Origin of the sequence: Burkholderia sp. AU39826, assembly GCF_020419965.1 — a bacterium.
Lineage (GTDB): Bacteria > Pseudomonadota > Gammaproteobacteria > Burkholderiales > Burkholderiaceae > Burkholderia > Burkholderia semiarida.
In genome coordinates this window covers 1-16778 of the sequence record NZ_JAIZQG010000027.1, presented here as the reverse complement: position 1 = coordinate 16778, position 16778 = coordinate 1, and the positions used below count along the sequence as shown (strand labels likewise).

Below are 16778 nucleotides of genomic sequence, written 5' to 3'. Positions count from 1 at the left end.
GACCCATTGCGCGGCCCGCGCTGTCAGATCGGCCGTCCCGGGCCGACTCACGTTCTCGGGCGCGCGATCCGCCGCCGTGCTTCGCTTGCCCGGCGGCGGGCGTTTCGCTTCGCCTGTTGCTTGTCCCGTTCGATTGCCGTTCCGCTCCGGAGGCCGTATCGATGAGCACGCTCACCAATTCCCTCAAACAACGCCTGCGCGACGGTGACGAGCCGCTGTACGGCCTGTGGCTGTCGCTCGGCAGCGACTCGGGCGCGGAAGCGCTCGCGCACGCCGGTTACGACTGGCTCTGCATCGACATGGAGCATGCGCCGAACGACAGTCGCGACGTGGCGTCGCAACTGCGCGCGATCGCCGCCGCGCACCTGCCGAGCGAGCCGGTCGTGCGCGTGCCGGCGCGCGAGCCGTGGCTCGTGAAGCGCGCGCTCGACGCCGGCGCGCGCACGCTGATGTTCCCGTGTATCGAGACGCCCGACGACGCCGCGCACGCGGTGCGGCTCACGCGCTTTCCATCGCCCGAAACGCCCGACGGGCTGCGCGGCGTCGCGGGCATGGTGCGCGCGGCGGCGTTCGGCATGCGACGCGACTACCTGCAGACGGCGAATGCGCAAGTCGCGGTGGTCGTGCAGGTCGAATCGGCGCGCGGCGTCGACGAAGTCGAGCGGATCGCGGCGACGCCGGGCGTCGATTGCCTGTTCGTCGGTCCGGCCGACCTCGCGGCGAGCCTCGGGCATCTCGGCGATATCCGCCATCCGGACGTCGAAACCGCGATGGCGCGCGTGCTCGCGGCCGGCAAGCAGGCGGGTGTCGCGGTCGGCATCTTCGCGGCCGATACGGCGGCCGCGCGCCAGTACCGCGAGGCCGGCTATCGGATGATCACGGTGTCGGCCGACGTGAGCTGGCTGTTGCGCGCGACGCGACAGGCGTTGCAGGAGGTACGGTCATGAATGGCGCAGACGGTGCGTGCCGCAGGCGCGCGCGAATCGGGGCGATGGTCGGCCTGTGGGCCGTGTGGGCGGCGGCCGCCGCGCAGGGCGCGCCGCAAGCGAAGCCCGATCGGTCGCGCGAGACGCAATCGGCGGTCGCCGACTACAACGCAGGCGACTATCGCGCGGCGCTGGTGCAGTTCCACGATGCGGCCGAGCGCGGCGATCGCCTCGCGCAGTTCAATTACGCGATGATGCTGCTGACGGGCGAAGGCGTGACGGCGAACGTCGACGAAGGGCTGCGCTGGCTGAAGCGCGCGGCGGAAGCGAACATGTCGCATGCGCAGTACGTGTACGGCCGGATGTTCGACGACGGCGAGTTCGTCGCGCGCAATCCGGCCGAAGCGCACCGCTGGTTCCTGCGGGCCGCGAAGCAGGGGCACGTGCAGGCCGCGCTGTCGCTCGCGAACCAGTTTCTCGACGGGCGCGGCACGCCGCGCGACAACCGGCAGGCGTTCACGTGGTACAAGCAGGCCGCCGACGCCGGCGAGCCCACCGCGCAGTACGTGACCGCATCGTTCTACGAGCGCGGCGGCGACGGCGTCACGCAGAACCTGAACATCGCGCGGGCGTATTACGCGGCGGCCGCCGCGCAGGGCGACGAGACGGCCGGCCTGAAATTCAAGGAGCTGAGCGCGCGGCTGAAGGCGCCGGCATCGGGCGCCGGCGCGGGGCAAGACAAGCCGCGCGCGCCGCCGCAGTAAGTGGCCGCATTCGGCGGGCCCGATGCAAAACGGCGCGTCGCGGCGCCGTTTGCGTGTGCTGCGCGGTACGGTGCCGGCCGCGCGATCAGCTCTTCATCAGCCGCCGCTGCCGGCCGACGCTCATGATCATCCCGATCGCGATGCCGAGCGTCGTGAGCGCGGTGCCGCCGTAACTCATGAACGGCAGCGGCACGCCGACGACCGGCAGCACGCCGCTCACCATCCCGATGTTGACGAACGCGTAGACGAAGAACGCGAGCGTGAGCGAGCCCGCGAGCAGCCGGCCGAACTGTGTCGCGCCCTGCGCGGCGATGTAGAGGCCGCGCGCGATCAGCGCCATGTACAGCGCCAGCAGCACGAGCCCGCCGGCGAGCCCCCATTCCTCCGAGAACACCGCGAAGATGAAGTCGGTGTGCTTCTCCGGGATGAATTCGAGGTGGGCCTGCGTGCCTTTCAGGTAGCCCTTGCCGAGCACGCCGCCCGAGCCGATCGCGATCACCGCCTGGATCGTGTGGAAGCCCTTGCCGAGCGGGTCGGACGTCGGGTCGAGCAGCGTGCACACCCGGTGCTTCTGGTAGTCGTGCATCAGCGGCCACTGCACTTCGGGCTGGCAGATGCGTTCCTCGAACACGGCGATCGAGCCGACCGCGATCACGCCCGCGACGAGCACCGGCACGATCAGCTTGAACGACAGGCCGGCCAGATAGATCACGAAGAAGCCGGCCGCGAACACGAGCAGGCCGGTGCCGAGGTCGGGCTGCTTCGCGATCAGCCCGACCGGCACCATCAGGATCCCGAACGCCGCGACGAAGTCGTACCAGCGCAGCCCGCCTTCGCGGCGCTGGTAGTACCACGCGAGCATCAGCGGCGTCGCGATCTTGAGGATTTCCGACGGCTGGATCACGACGCCGACGTTCAGCCAGCGCTTCGCGCCCTTCTTGGTCATCCCGAACAGCGCGACGGCGATCAGCAGCGTGACCCCGAACGTGTAGAGCGGGACCGCGAAGCGCATCAGCGTGGTCGGCGGGATGTTCGCGATCACCCACATCAGCACGAAGGTCAGCAGGATGTTGCGCAACTGGTCCTCGACGCGGCCCGGCACGTCGATCGACGCGCTGTACAGCGTGACGATGCCGACGCACAGCAGCAGGAACACGATGAGGGCGAGCGGGCGGTCGAAGCCCGCGAACATCTGCTTGATCTTGTCGAGCCAGGCGCGCTTGTCGAATTGCATGCCTTTCTCCGTTAATGAGCGGTGCCGGCGTCCGCCGCTTTCGCGGGGGCCGTCGCACGATGGTTGTCGTCCCGCGGCGCGGCGACGGCAGGCTGCGCGTCGCTGGCGGGCCGGCGCGGGCGGTGCGGGCGCCGGATCGGCGGCAGGCTCGCGGCCATCGGCGCCGCGGCGCTCGCGTCGGCCGGCGCCGTGGCGCTGGCGCCTGCCGCGCCCGAGGCATCCGACGCCGCGTCGGCCGCGCTGGCTGCCGACGGCACCACCGGCTGCGGCAGCGCGGTGAAGCCGGCCGCGATCGTGGCCGGCTTCGATGTGTCGCCGACCACGGGCGCGCTCACCGGCTCGGTGGCCGACGCCGCGGCGGCCACGGCCGCGGCTTCGTTCTTCGGGTTCTGGCGCTCGACCAGGTAGTAGTCGAGCACGCGACGCGCGACCGGGCCGGCGGCCTGGGCGCCCCAGCCGCCGTTTTCGACGACCAGCGCGACGGCGATCTGCGGGTGGTCGACCGGCGCATACGCGATGAACAGCGCGTGGTCGCGCAGGTGCTCGGCGAGCAGGTGGCCCTTGTAGTTCGAGCCCTGCAGCGAGAACACCTGCGCGGTGCCGGTCTTGCCGGCGGCGAGGTACTGCGCGCCGCGGAACACCTTGTACGCGGTACCGGACGGGTTCTCGATCACGTTCTCCATCCCGCGTTTCACGACGTCGATGTCGGCTGCCTTGAGCGGAATCACGTCGCTTTCCTTCGGCACCGTCAGGTGGCGCGCGCGCGTGATCGGATCCTCGACTTCCTTCACGAGGTGGGGCTTCATCACGACGCCGTTGTTCGCGAGCGTCGCGGTCGCGTGCGCGAGCTGCAGGATCGTGAACGAGTTGTATCCCTGGCCGATCCCGAGGCTGATCGTCTCGCCGTCGAACCACTTCTGCTGCGCCGGCTTCTTGAACGCCTTCTTCTTCCAGTCGGTCGACGGCAGGATCCCACGCGCCTCGCCCTGGATGTCGATGCCGGTGATCTGGCCGAAGCCGAACGGCTTCATGAAGTTCGCGATCGCGTTCACGCCGAGGTCGCGCGCGAGCATGTAGAAGTAGGTGTCGTTCGACACCATGATCGCCTTGTTCATGTCGACCCAGCCCTGGCCCGAGCGCACGTCGTTGCGGAACGTGTGGCCGCCGAACGTGAAGTAGCCCGGGTCCTGGAAGCCCCAGCCCGGCGTGCGCTTGCCGAGCGTCAGGCCCGCGAGCGCCATGAACGGCTTGTACGTCGAGCCGGGCGGGTAGGTGCCGTGCAGCGGGCGGTTCAGGAGCGGCTTGTCGGGCGAGTTGTTCAGCTCGTCCCAGGTCTGCTGGTCGATGCCGTCGACGAACGAGTTCGGGTCGAAGCTCGGCGACGACACGAACGCGAGCACGTCGCCCGTCTTCGGCTCGATCGCGACGAGCGCGCCGCGCTTGCCGGCGAACGCCTGCTCGGCGACCTGCTGCAGCCCGATGTCCAGCGACAGCACGAGGTTGTTGCCGGGCGTCGCCTGCGTGCGCGACAGCGTGCGCACCGGCCGGCCGCCGGCCGTCACCTCGACTTCCTCGAAGCCCGTGAGCCCGTGCAGCTCGGTTTCGTAGCTCTGCTCGACGCCGATCTTGCCGATGTAGTCGGTGCCCTTGTAGTTGTTCGCGTCGCGACGCGGATCGTAGTGTTCCTGGTCGCTGTCGTTGTCGTCGCTCATCGCGTCGATGCGATCCTGGTCGCGCTTCGAGATCCGGCCGATATAGCCGATCACGTGCGCGGCCGTCATGCCGAGCGGGTACTGGCGGAACAGCCGCGCGCGCACGTCGACGCCGGGGAAGCGGAAACGCTGCGCGGTGAAGCGTGCGACTTCGGCGTCGGTGAGCCGCGTGCGGATCGGCAGGCTCTCGAAGTTCTTCGAGTCTTCCTGCAGCTTCTTGAAGCGGCGGCGGTCGCGTGCGTCGATCGGGACGATCTCCGACAGCTTGTCGATCGTGTTGTCGAGTGTGTCGTCGAGCTTCGACGGCGTGATCTCGAGCGTGTACGCCGAGTAGTTCTTCGCGAGGATCACGCCGTTGCGGTCGGTGATGATCCCGCGGTTCGGCACGATCGGCGCGACCGAGATGCGGTTTTCCTCGGCCTGCAGCGCGTATTTGCCGTGCTGCATCAACTGCAGATAGAAGAAACGGCTCGCGAGCAGCCCGAAGCAGACGAACACGAACACGCCCGCCGCCGCGACGCGCAGGCGGAACCTCGAGAGCTGCTGTTGGGTGTCGTTGAATTCGGTCATTTACTGGCAATCTGGCCCGCGCGCGGGCGAGGGCGAGGTGCCGCCCCGGAGCGCGGCGCGCGGCGGGCGTGGGGGCGGCGGGTATTCAAGGTCGGTCCGGCTCAGATCGGGCGCGTATCGTCCGGGTCGACCGGGCGGCGTTGCGGCATCAGCAGCAGATGGCTCGCGATCGGCCACAGCGCGGCTTCGACGAAACCGTCGACGAGGTAGCGCCAACCGGGGAACGCGGCGCCCATCAGCAGGCGGATCACGAACGGCACAAGCTGCGCGGCGACGAGCAGCGGCGTGACGTACAGCACCTGCACGCCGATCGGCATCCACAGCACGCGGCGGTGGATCGTGATCGCGCCGTACGACAGCAGCGTGTAGGCGAGCGCATGCTCGCCGAGCAGCCCCGCGTCGTGCACGTCCATCAGGATGCCGAGCGCGAACGCGACACCCATCCCGACCTTGCGCGGCTGGTGGATGTTCCAGAACAGCAGCACCAGCGCGACGAAGTCGGGCACGCCGGGCAGGCGGCCCCACGGCATCAGGTTCAGCAGGAACGCGGCGGCGAGGCTGAAGACGATGAAGTACGGATTGACCGGCTGCAGGATGTATTGCGGGCGGTTCATCGCTGGGCTCCAGATTGCCCGGCGGCGGGCTTCGCGGGCGCGGCGGCGGGCTGGGCCGGCGCCGGCTTCGCGCCGGGCTGGGCCGCGGCGGCCGGCTTCGCGTTCGCGTCGGCCTTGTCGGTTTTCTCGGCCTTCTCGCCCTTTGCGGCGGCTTTCGCGCCCTTCTTGCCCTTCGCGTTCTTCTCGGCGGCGGGATCGGGCTCGGCCGGGCGCGGCGGGATGTCGTTCCGGTAATGCAGCACGAGCATCTGGCGCGCGCCGCGCACGGCCGCGACCGGTGCGCAGGTCACGCGCGCGAACGCGGTATCGGCGAGCTTGTCGACGCGCACGACCTTCGCGACCGGCAGCCCGGGCGGATAGACGCCGTCGAGGCCGCTCGTGACGAGCTCGTCGCCGGCGACGAGATCCGCGCTCGTCGGCACGAAGCGCAGGTCGAGCGAATCGCCCTTCGGCGTGCCGTAGATCACGCTGCGCAGGCCGGTGCGCAGCACCTGCACGGGAATCGCGAGATCGCGGTCGGTGACCAGCGTGACTTCGGATTGCAGCGGGAACACGCGCGTGACCTGGCCGACCACGCCGTCCTCGCTGACGACGGGCGAGCCGTCCTGGATGCCTTGCTGCGAGCCTTGGCCGATCACGATCTTCTGCGTGAACGGGTCGCTCGTGTCGTACTGGATCTCGACCGGCGTCGATTGCGTCGCGATGTGCTGGCGCAGCTCGAGCACCGCGCGCAGATGGATGTTCTCCTGCGCAAGCACCGCGGCCTGGTTGGCCTGCGTGGACAGTTGCAGGTTGCGTTTGCGGAGGTCGTCGTTCTCGTGGCGCAGCGACGCGCCGGTGACGGCGATGTCGGCCGCGCCCATGAACAGGTCGCGCGGCACGAGCGCCGCGCGTTGCAGCGGGTAGAGCACGGTGCCGAGCACGCCGCGCACGATTTCGAGCGTGCTGAAGCGCGCGTCCGACACGAGGAGCGCGATGGCGAGGGCGACGAAGAAGATGAGCCGCGCGAGCGCGGGCGGACCTTGCTTGAAGAGGGGCGGCGGACTGTATTCCATGGTCGGCGCCGGGCGCGTGTGATCGGTTAAATAATGCTCAGACGCGCAAACGGCGCGGCGGTTCGTTCTGAACGAGCGATCCGGCCACGCCGCGGGTGCGTCATATCAAACGGGACTGCCTAGGCGATCACTCGTACGAGAAGATGCTGCCCAGCTTGTCCATGCGCTCGAGCGCCATGCCCGAACCGCGTACGACGCAGGTCAGCGGATCTTCGGCGACGAGCACCGGCAGGCCGGTTTCTTCCGCGAGCAGGCGATCGAGGTCGCGCAGTAGCGCGCCGCCGCCCGTCAGCATCATCCCGCGCTCGGCGATGTCGGCGCCGAGTTCCGGCGGCGTCTGTTCGAGCGCGATCTTCACCGACGACACGATCTGGTTCAGCGGATCGGTCAGCGCTTCGAGGATTTCGTTGCTGGAGATCGTGAAGCTGCGCGGGATGCCTTCCGACAGGTTGCGGCCCTTCACTTCCATTTCCTTGACTTCGGAGCCCGGGAACGCGGAGCCGATTTCCTTCTTGATCGCCTCGGCGGTCTGTTCGCCGATCAGCATCCCGTAGTTGCGGCGGATGTAGTTGACGATCGCCTCGTCGAACTTGTCGCCGCCGACGCGCACCGAGCCTTTGTAGACGATGCCGCCGAGCGAGATCACGCCGACTTCGGTCGTGCCGCCGCCGATGTCGACGACCATCGAGCCGGTGGCTTCGGACACCGGCAGGCCCGCGCCGATCGCGGCCGCCATCGGCTCCTCGATCAGGTAGACCTGCGACGCGCCGGCGCCGTGCGCCGCTTCCTTGATCGCGCGGCGCTCGACCTGGGTCGAGCCGCACGGCACGCAGATGATGATGCGCGGCGACGGCGAGAACATGCGCGACTCGTGCGCCGTCTTGATGAACTGCTTGATCATCTGCTCGGTGACGGTGAAGTCGGCGATCACGCCGTCCTTCATTGGGCGGATCGCCTCGATGTTGCCCGGCACCTTGCCGAGCATCTGCTTGGCTTCCTTGCCGACCGCCTGGATCGTCTTCTTGCCGTTGGGGCCGCCTTCCTGGCGGATCGACACGACGGACGGCTCATCGAGCACGATGCCCTTGCCGCGCATGTAGATCAGGGTGTTTGCGGTGCCGAGGTCGATCGCGAGATCGTTGGAGAAGTAGCTGCGCAAAAAACCGAACATTCAGAATCCTGTTTCGCTCTGGGCCGGCCCTGCATAGCGAGCGCTGAGGGCGGCAGCGGAAAAAATAACAGCCTCGGGAAGCGTGGCGGAAGCGGCCGCCGCGGCGCACGAAGCTGCGAGTGATGTCTACCGGGGATCGCACGAAGCACGCACGGCTTGCCGAAACAGGGCGAAACGGTGCGGGAAAAGGCTGCCGGGTTTGGGTCGAACGCGTAATGATACCTTATAATTTCACGGTATTTGAATCGAAACGGGCGGTATTTTTGCCGCTTCGGCCCCGATTTTTGAGGGTGGGATCGCACCCTCCAACCCCCCGCCGCAGTGCTGCTTCGATGCACTGCGCAGCCTTGTTTTTCCGGTGATCGCATGGCCCTGACCCTGACCGATGTGAAACGCATCGCGCACCTGGCGCGACTCGAAATGGCCGACGCCGACGCCGAGCACATGCTCGGCCAGCTCAACGAATTCTTCGGCCTCGTCGAGCAGATGCAGGCGGTCGACACCGCCGGCATCGCGCCGCTCGCCCACCCGATCGAACAGATCCAGGCAGTCGCGCAGCGCCTGCGCGACGACGCCGTGACGGAGCTCGTCAATCGCGACGACAACCAGCGTCCGGCGCCGGCCGTCCAGGACGGCCTCTATCTCGTGCCGAAGGTGATCGAGTAAGCATTCGATGACAAGCGCGCCGGCCGTCCAGCGCCGCGCGCCACCCAGAATTCCCAGGAAAACCACTCAATGCACGCAAAAAGCCTGACCGAACTGCGCGCCGCGCTCGCCGCCAAGGAATGCTCGGCCGTCGAGCTCGCGCAGCACTATTTGAAACGGATCGACGCCGCGCGCGACCTGAACGCGTTCGTCCACGTCGACGCCGACCTCACCCTCGCGCAGGCGAAAGCCGCCGACGCGGAGCTCGCGCGCGGCGCGGGCGGCGCGCTCACCGGCCTGCCGATCGCGCACAAGGACGTGTTCGTCACGCGCGGCTGGCGCTCGACCGCCGGCTCGAAGATGCTCGCGAATTACGAAAGCCCGTTCGACGCGACCGTCGTCGCCCGCCTGCAGGCGGCCGGCATGGTCACGCTCGGCAAGACCAACATGGACGAGTTCGCGATGGGCTCGTCGAACGAGAACTCGGCGTTCGGCGCGGTGAAGAACCCGTGGGACACGAACGCGGTGCCGGGCGGCAGCTCGGGCGGCAGCTCGGCCGCCGTCGCCGCGCGCCTCGCGCCGGCCGCGACCGGCACCGACACCGGCGGCTCGATCCGCCAGCCCGCGTCGTTCGCGGGCGTGACGGGCATCAAGCCGACCTACGGCCGCGTGTCGCGCTACGGGATGATCGCGTTCGCGTCGTCGCTCGACCAGGGCGGCCCGATGGCGCAGAGCGCGTCCGACTGCGCGCTGCTGCTGAACGCGATGGCCGGCTTCGACGAGCGCGACTCGACGAGCCTCGAGCGCGACGACGAAGATTTCACGCGTCACCTCGGCCAGCCGTGGGCGGCCGGCAACGACGCGGGCAAGCCGCTCGCCGGCCTGCGCATCGGCCTGCCGAACGAGTATTTCGGCGCCGGCCTCGCCGACGACGTGCGCGCGACGATCGATGCGGCGCTCAAGCAATATGAAGCGCTCGGCGCCACGCTCGTGCCGGTGTCGCTGCCGAAGACGGAACTGTCGATCCCCGTGTACTACGTGATCGCGCCGGCCGAGGCGTCGTCGAACCTGTCGCGTTTCGACGGCGTGCGCTTCGGCCACCGCGCCGCGCAGTACGGCGACCTGCTCGACATGTACAAGAAGTCGCGCGCCGAAGGCTTCGGGCCGGAAGTGAAGCGCCGGATTCTCGTCGGCACGTACGTGCTGTCGCACGGCTACTACGACGCGTACTACCTGCAGGCGCAGAAGATCCGCCGCATCATCGCGAACGATTTCCAGGAAGCGTTCAAGTCCTGCGACGTGATCATGGGCCCGGCGTCGCCGACGGTCGCATGGGATCTCGGCGCGAAGGGCGACGATCCGGTGCAGATGTATCTCGCGGATATCTACACGCTGTCGGTGAGCCTCGCGGGCCTGCCCGGCATGAGCGTGCCGTGCGGCTTCGGCGCGGGCGCGAACGCGAAGCGCCCGGTCGGCCTGCAGATCATCGGCAACTATTTCAACGAAGCCCGGATGCTGCAGGTTGCCGACGCGTTCCAGCGCGCGACCGACTGGCACAAGCAAGTTCCGGCGGGGGTGTAAGCATATGGCTACTCAGTGGGAAGTCGTCATCGGTCTCGAGACGCACGCGCAACTGTCGACCGTCTCGAAGATTTTCTCGGGCGCATCCACGCAGTTCGGCGCCGAGCCGAACACGCAGGCGTGCCCGGTCGATCTGGCGCTGCCGGGCGTGCTGCCGGTGCTGAACCGCGGCGCGGTCGAGCGCGCGATCCGCTTCGGCCTCGCGATCGGCTCGACCATCGCGCCGCGCAGCATCTTCGCGCGCAAGAATTATTTCTACCCCGATCTGCCGAAGGGCTATCAGATCAGCCAGTACGAGATTCCGGTCGTGCAGGGCGGCCGGATCACGATCCAGGTGCCCGCCAACGAAAAGGCCGGCAAGCCCGCGTACGAGAAGACGGTCAACCTGACCCGCGCGCACCTCGAGGAAGACGCGGGCAAGTCGCTGCATGAAGACTTCGCCGGGATGACCGGGATCGACCTGAACCGCGCGGGCACGCCGCTGCTCGAGATCGTCACCGAGCCGGAAATGCGCAGCGCGGCCGAGGCCGTCGCGTACGCGAAGGCGCTGCACGCGCTCGTCGTGTGGCTCGGCATCTGCGACGGCAACATGCAGGAAGGCTCGTTCCGCTGCGATGCGAACGTGTCGGTGCGCCCGGTCGGCCAGGAGAAGTTCGGCACGCGCGCGGAAATCAAGAACCTGAACTCGTTCCGTTTCCTCGAGGAAGCGATCAATTACGAAGTGCGCCGTCAGATCGAGCTGATCGAGGACGGCGGCGAAGTCGTGCAGGAAACGCGCCTGTACGATCCGGACAAGCGCGAGACGCGTTCGATGCGCAGCAAGGAAGACGCGCACGATTACCGCTACTTCCCCGATCCCGACCTGATGCCGCTCGTGATCGGCCAGGACTGGATCGAGCGCGTGCAGTCCGGCATGCCCGAGCTGCCGGCCGCGATGCAGCAGCGCTTCGTCGACGAATACGGCGTGTCCGCGTACGACGCGGGCGTGCTGACGTCGAGCAAGGCGATGGCCGCGTACTTCGAGGCGGTGGTCGCGAAGGCCGGCGCGGCGAACGCGAAGATCGCCGCGAACTGGCTGATGGGCGACGTGTCGTCGCAGCTGAACCGCGACAGCATCGAGATCGACGCGATTCCGGTGTCGGCCGCGCAGCTCGCGCTGTTGCTGCAGCGCATCGCCGACGGCACGATCTCGAACAAGATCGCGAAGGAAATCTTCGCGACGATCTGGGACGAGAAGGCGACCGACGAAGGCGCGGCCGATCGCATCATCGACGCGAAGGGGCTGAAGCAGATCTCCGACACCGGCGCGCTGGAAGCGATCATCGACGAAGTGCTCGCGGCGAACGCGAAGTCGGTCGAGGAATTCCGCGCGGGCAAGGAAAAGGCGTTCAACGCGCTGATCGGCCAGGCGATGAAGGCGACGAAGGGCAAGGCCAATCCGCAGCAGGTCAACGAACTGCTGAAGAAGAAGCTCGGCTGAGCATGCGCGCGCGCCTGACCCGCGCTTGACGACGGGCCGCACCGAACGCGTTCGGGCGGCCCGTCGCATTTGGTGGATGCGTTATCGTATGCATCGCACCGCCCAACGGAGGAACGAATGGCGAAACAACCGTCGCTCGACGATTTCCGCGTGCCGTACAGCACGCGCGAGAAGGAAGCCGCCGCATTCACGCTCGACGCGTTCGACCCGGCCGCGAAGCCGTTTTCGTCCGGATCGAAGGAGGCCGACCGCGAACGGCTGTCGGCCGTGTCGACCGAGCTCGACGTGCAGCAGGAGCGCCTGCACACGCAGCAGAAGAAGCGCGTGCTGCTCGTGCTGCAGGGGATGGATACGAGCGGCAAGGACGGCACCGTGCGCGCGGTGTTTCGCGAGGTCGATCCGCTCGGCCTGCGCATCGTGCCGTTCAAGGCGCCGACGCCGATCGAGGCCGCGCACGACTTCCTGTGGCGCGTGCATGCGCAGGTGCCGGCCGCGGGCGAGCTCGCGATCTTCAACCGCAGCCACTACGAGGACGTCCTCGTGCCGCGCGTGCTCGGCGCGATCGACGACAAGGAGTGCGAGCGCCGCTACCGGCAGATCCGCGATTTCGAGACGATGCTGTTCGAGAACGGCACGACCATCGTCAAGTGCTTCCTGCACATCTCGAAGGACGAGCAGCGCGAGCGGCTCCAGGCGCGCATCGACGATCCGACCAAGCACTGGAAATTCGACATCGCCGACCTCGACGCGCGCAAGCACTGGGACGCCTACCAGTCCGCGTACCGCGACGCGCTCGCCGCGACCTCGGCCGAGCATGCGCCGTGGTACGTGATCCCGGCGAACTCGAAGACGCACCGCAACGTGATGATCGCCGAGCTGCTGCTGCGCACGATGACCGACATGAAGCTGGAATTCCCGCCGCCGAAGCCCGAGCTCGAAGGCGTGAAGATCCGCTAAGCTGCCACCCTGTAAAAACATCGAACTGAACGGAACCCGACATGATGCGAGTGATTACCGCCAACCTGAACGGCATCCGCTCCGCCGCGAAGAAGGGCTTCTTCGACTGGCTCGGCGAACAGAACGCCGATTGCGTGTGCGTGCAGGAAATCAAGGTGTCGGCCGACGACCTGCCGGCCGAATTCGTCGAGCCGCACGGCTTCAAGAGCTATTTCCACCACGCGGAGAAGAAGGGCTACAGCGGCGCGGGCGTGTACAGCCGCCGCGAGCCCGACGACGTGATCATCGGCTTCGGCAGCAGCGAGTTCGATCCCGAAGGGCGCTACGTCGAGGCGCGCTACGGCAAGCTGTCGGTCGTGTCGGTGTACGTGCCGTCCGGCTCGAGCGGCGAGGAGCGCCAGCAGGCGAAGTACCGCTTCATGGCCGAATTCATGCCGCACCTCGCCGCACTGAAGAAGAAGCGCGAGGTGATCCTGTGCGGCGACGTGAACATCGTCCACAAGGAAATCGACATCAAGAACTGGAAGAGCAACCAGAAGAACTCGGGCTGCCTGCCGGAAGAGCGCGCGTGGCTCACGAAGCTGTTCGACGACGTCGGCTACGTCGACGTGTTCCGCACGCTCGACCCGCGTCCCGAGCAGTACACGTGGTGGAGCAACCGCGGCCAGGCGTACGCGAAGAACGTCGGGTGGCGGATCGATTACCAGATCGCGACGCCGGGCGTGGCCGGCACCGCGAAACGCACGTCGATCTTCAAGGACATCAAGTTCAGCGACCATGCGCCGCTGACGATCGACTACGACTATACGAAGTGATGGTCGGCGCTGCGCCTGCGCGCAGCCGCCGAGCCATTCGTCCGGTCGCCGGACGCAAGACGGGCCGCCTGTCCGACAGGCGGCCCGTTTCGTTTGCCGCGGCGCTTACTGCTTGAGCGACGCCATGTCGATCACGAACCGATACTTCACGTCGCTCTTCAGCATCCGCTCGTAAGCGGCGTTGATCTGCTGCATCGGAATCGTCTCGATGTCGGACGTGATCCCGTGCTCCGCGCAGAAATCGAGCATTTCCTGCGTTTCCGCGATCCCGCCGATCAGCGAACCCGCGAGGCGGCGGCGCTTGAAGATCAGGTTGAACACCTGCGGCGACGGATGGTCGTGCTCCGGCGCGCCGACGAGCGTCATCGTGCCGTCGCGCTTCAGCAGGTTCAGGAACGGATTCAGGTCGTGCTGCGCGGCGACCGTGTTCAGGATGAAGTCGAAGCTGTTCAGGTGCGCGTTCATCTGCGCTTCGTCCTTCGAGATCACTACTTCGTGCGCGCCGAGCCGCTTGCCGTCGTCGATCTTCGACGGCGACGTCGTGAACAGCACGACGTGCGCGCCCATCGCGCGCGCCAGCTTCACGCCCATGTGGCCGAGGCCGCCGAGGCCGACGATGCCGACCTTCTTGCCGGGGCCGACGTTCCACTGCCGCAGCGGCGAGTAGGTCGTGATCCCCGCGCACAAGAGCGGCGCGGCGCCGGCCGGGTCGAGCGTGTCCGGCACGCGCAGCACGAACGCCTCGTCGACGACGAGCTGCGTCGAATAGCCGCCGTACGTGATGTCGCCCGTGACGCGGTCCTGACCGTTGTAGGTGCCGACGAAGCCGTTCTCGCAATACTGCTCGAGGCCTTCTTCGCAGCTCGCGCAGGTGCGGCACGAATCGACGAGGCAGCCGACGCCGACCAGTTCGCCGACCTTGAAGCGCGACACCTGCGGGCCGGTCGCGGTCACGCGTCCGACGATTTCATGGCCCGGTACGACCGGGTAGATCGTGTTGCGCCATTCGTTGCGCGCCTGGTGAAGATCCGAGTGGCAGACGCCGCAGTAGAGGACGTCGATCTGGACGTCGAGGTCGCGCAGCGCGCGACGCTGGAATTCGAACGGGGCGAGCGGCGATTGCGAATCGGTCGCCGCGTAGGCATAGGTCGTGCTCATGCAATGGGCTCCTTGTCCGGAAAACATCCGGCGAAACAGACTGCCGCCGCACCCTGTGGCGATGCGGCGAGACAGGCCCTCATCGTAAGGAGCGCGGCGCCGCGGCGAAATACACGAAGGTCTGGAAGATTTGCCTATTCCTCTCGAATTGGCCGCGAACGGCCGTCAAAATACGTTCAAGGTGCTACATTGCGAGCCAGATTCTCTTGCCGGACAGGACCACGCCGATGAGCTTCCAGCCCCTTTTGGCCGACGCGGGCGAACGCCTGCAGCGCCGCATGATCGAGCTGCACACGCGCCTCGCGCCGAACGAGGGCGACACGCTTGCGGCGCTCGACGGCGTGCGCTTCATCCGTGTGACGCATCCCGTGCCGCGCATGCCGGTGCTGTACGAGCCGAGCATCATCGTCGTGTGCCAGGGGCGCAAGCTCGGCTATCTCGGCGACCGTTCGTTCGTGTACGACGCGCAGCAATACCTGGTGCTGTCGGTGCCGCTGCCGTTCGAATGCGAGACGTTCGCGAGCACGGACGAGCCGTTTCTCGCGATCTCGATCCGCGTCGATCTCGCGGTGATCGCCGAGCTCGCGATCCTGCTCGACGAGACGCTCGGCGCGGCGGTCAGCGAGCCGCTCGGCGTGTACTCGACGCCGCTCGATGCGCCGCTGGCCGATGCAGTCGTGCGGCTGCTCGAAGCGCTCGCGTCGCCGCACGACACGCGCGTGCTCGGGCCGGCGATCATGCGCGAGATCGCGTATCGCGTGCTGACGGGCGAGCAGGGCGACGCGATGCGCGCGGCGCTCGTGCAGCAGCATCATTTCGGCCGCATCGCGAAGGCGCTGCGGCGCATTCACGCGGAGCTGAAGGCCGATCTCGACGTCGAGACGCTCGCACGCGAAGCCGGGATGAGCCTCGCGGTGTTCCACGCGCAGTTCAAGCACGTGACGGCGACGTCGCCGATGCAGTACGTGAAGACCGCGCGGTTGCACCAGGCGCGGCTGATGATGGTGCGCGACGGGCTCGGCGCCGGCGCGGCGGCCGCGCGGGTCGGCTACGCGAGCGCATCGCAGTTCAGCCGGGAGTTCAAGCGGCTGTTCGGCCGCAGCCCCGGCGACGAGGTGCGCTGGATGCGTGACAGCGGCGTGCGCCCGGCGATGGCCGACGCGCACGCGTAGCGCTCAGCGCCGCACGACCTTGCGCCGCTGCGCGCTGATGCCCGCGTAGTCGGGCAGCGATTCGACGCGCTTGCCCGTTGCTTTCGCGTACAGCGGCATCAGGTCCGGCAGCCGGTTCAGCAGATCCTGGCGGCGCGCGGCGCCGTACGGATGCGTGTAGATGAAACCCGTCGCCTTGTTCGCGCGCGTCGCGGCCGCGAGCTTGTCCCACAGCGTGATCGCCGCGCGCGGATCGAAGCCCGCGCGGGCAGCGATGTCGCCGCCGATCACGTCGGCTTCGGTCTCGTCGGTCGGATCGTAGTGGAGCGACTGCAGGCGCTCGCCGAGGTTCAACGCCTGCGGCAGCGGATCGCCGACGCCGAACAGCGGCGGCAACGCGGCCGCGCGCAGCGACGTCTGCGAGGTCGCGCCGAAGTTGCTGCGCGCGTGTTCGCGCAGCGCATGCGCGATGCCGTGCGCGAGCAGCACGCCGAGCTCGTCGTCGTTCAGGCGCACACGCTCGAGCATGCCGCCGTACACGAGCACCTTGCCGCCCGGCAGGCAGGTCAGGCGAATGTCGCGCGAACGGATCGCATTGACGTCCCATGCCCAGCTTTTCACGCGGTCGTTCCACTTCACCGAATACGGCGCGAGCTTCGCGACGATCGCACGCAGGCGCTTCACGCGCGGCTGGTTCGCGGGCAGCAGGCGGTTGCTGTCGGCGGCCGTCTGCACGATCTGCGCGTATTCGTTCGCGGTGAGCTGTTCGAGCAGCGGCGACGGGATCAGCGTGCGGAACGCGATCGCGTTGCCGTAGCGGACCTGCTGCGGCGTCGGCGTATAGGCCTTCGCCGGCACCGCGGCGCCGGTCGGCTGCGCGCCTTCGGCGGCGGACGGCGCGGCGGGCGCGGCAGACGTGGCGGCGGCGGGCGGCGTGGGCTGCGC

General features: G+C 67.9%; 15 protein-coding genes. 8 read left to right on the top strand and 7 right to left on the bottom strand.

Annotation, left to right across the window (positions count from 1 at the left end; all coding sequences use genetic code 11):
• Positions 1–161 precede the first annotated feature (161 nt).
• Entirely contained in the window at positions 162–947 is a 786-nt protein-coding gene (locus tag LGM42_RS29500; protein WP_226234107.1) for an HpcH/HpaI aldolase family protein, read from the top strand.
• Positions 944–1690 carry a tetratricopeptide repeat protein gene (locus LGM42_RS29495; RefSeq protein WP_226234106.1) on the top strand — a complete coding sequence of 249 codons (747 nt, stop codon included), beginning with the start codon at positions 944–946 and terminating at the stop codon, positions 1688–1690. Before LGM42_RS29500 ends, LGM42_RS29495 begins: the two co-directional genes overlap by 4 nt.
• Positions 1691–1775: 85 nt before the next feature.
• Here LGM42_RS29495 and rodA read toward each other — a convergent pair whose 3' ends face one another.
• From rodA to LGM42_RS29470, 5 genes are all read right to left on the bottom strand, one after another.
• Positions 1776–2924: a rod shape-determining protein RodA gene (gene rodA / locus LGM42_RS29490; RefSeq protein WP_059573618.1), complete on the bottom strand. Its 1149-nt coding sequence runs from the start codon at positions 2922–2924 to the stop codon at positions 1776–1778.
• A gap of 11 nt (positions 2925–2935) precedes the next feature.
• Positions 2936–5206 (bottom strand): penicillin-binding protein 2, encoded by a 2271-nt coding sequence (gene mrdA / locus LGM42_RS29485; RefSeq protein ID WP_226234105.1) that lies wholly within the window; start codon positions 5204–5206, stop codon positions 2936–2938.
• A gap of 101 nt (positions 5207–5307) precedes the next feature.
• Complete coding sequence (gene mreD / locus LGM42_RS29480; RefSeq protein WP_006477476.1) at positions 5308–5820, bottom strand: rod shape-determining protein MreD; 513 nt, start codon at positions 5818–5820, stop codon at positions 5308–5310.
• Positions 5817–6875, bottom strand: a complete 1059-nt coding sequence (gene mreC / locus LGM42_RS29475; protein WP_104011808.1) for a rod shape-determining protein MreC — start codon at positions 6873–6875, stop codon at positions 5817–5819. The genes mreD and mreC overlap by 4 nt, the downstream gene beginning before the upstream one ends.
• A 127-nt stretch (positions 6876–7002) precedes the next feature.
• Complete coding sequence (locus tag LGM42_RS29470) at positions 7003–8046, bottom strand: rod shape-determining protein (RefSeq protein ID WP_004189550.1); 1044 nt, start codon at positions 8044–8046, stop codon at positions 7003–7005.
• 366 nt (positions 8047–8412) lie between these two features.
• On the opposite strand from LGM42_RS29470, the gene gatC reads away from it, so the two are divergent.
• From gatC to LGM42_RS29445, 5 genes are all read left to right on the top strand, one after another.
• Positions 8413–8712 carry an Asp-tRNA(Asn)/Glu-tRNA(Gln) amidotransferase subunit GatC gene (gene gatC, locus LGM42_RS29465; RefSeq protein ID WP_059573621.1) on the top strand — a complete coding sequence of 100 codons (300 nt, stop codon included), beginning with the start codon at positions 8413–8415 and terminating at the stop codon, positions 8710–8712.
• 69 nt (positions 8713–8781) lie between these two features.
• Positions 8782–10272 (top strand): Asp-tRNA(Asn)/Glu-tRNA(Gln) amidotransferase subunit GatA, encoded by a 1491-nt coding sequence (gene gatA, locus LGM42_RS29460; protein ID WP_011546474.1) that lies wholly within the window; start codon positions 8782–8784, stop codon positions 10270–10272.
• 4 nt (positions 10273–10276) lie between these two features.
• Positions 10277–11752, top strand: a complete 1476-nt coding sequence (gene gatB / locus LGM42_RS29455) for an Asp-tRNA(Asn)/Glu-tRNA(Gln) amidotransferase subunit GatB (protein WP_060312261.1) — start codon at positions 10277–10279, stop codon at positions 11750–11752.
• Between the two features lie 117 nt (positions 11753–11869).
• Positions 11870–12709: a polyphosphate kinase 2 family protein gene (locus LGM42_RS29450; protein WP_226234104.1), complete on the top strand. Its 840-nt coding sequence runs from the start codon at positions 11870–11872 to the stop codon at positions 12707–12709.
• 41 nt (positions 12710–12750) lie between these two features.
• Positions 12751–13524 carry an exodeoxyribonuclease III gene (locus LGM42_RS29445; protein WP_059573624.1) on the top strand — a complete coding sequence of 258 codons (774 nt, stop codon included), beginning with the start codon at positions 12751–12753 and terminating at the stop codon, positions 13522–13524.
• 105 nt (positions 13525–13629) lie between these two features.
• Here the strand turns inward: LGM42_RS29445 and LGM42_RS29440 are convergent, their stop codons facing one another.
• A complete protein-coding gene (locus tag LGM42_RS29440) occupies positions 13630–14682 on the bottom strand; it encodes an NAD(P)-dependent alcohol dehydrogenase (RefSeq protein ID WP_059573625.1) in 1053 nt (350 codons plus the stop codon).
• Positions 14683–14909: 227 nt separating this feature from the next.
• On the opposite strand from LGM42_RS29440, the gene LGM42_RS29435 reads away from it, so the two are divergent.
• Positions 14910–15854, top strand: coding sequence for an AraC family transcriptional regulator (locus tag LGM42_RS29435; RefSeq protein ID WP_059573626.1), 945 nt, complete (start codon positions 14910–14912; stop codon positions 15852–15854).
• A 3-nt stretch (positions 15855–15857) separates the two neighbouring features.
• Here LGM42_RS29435 and LGM42_RS29430 read toward each other — a convergent pair.
• Positions 15858–16778 (bottom strand): M48 family metallopeptidase (locus LGM42_RS29430; RefSeq protein ID WP_226234103.1); only part of this gene is annotated, 921 nt, incomplete at its 5' end.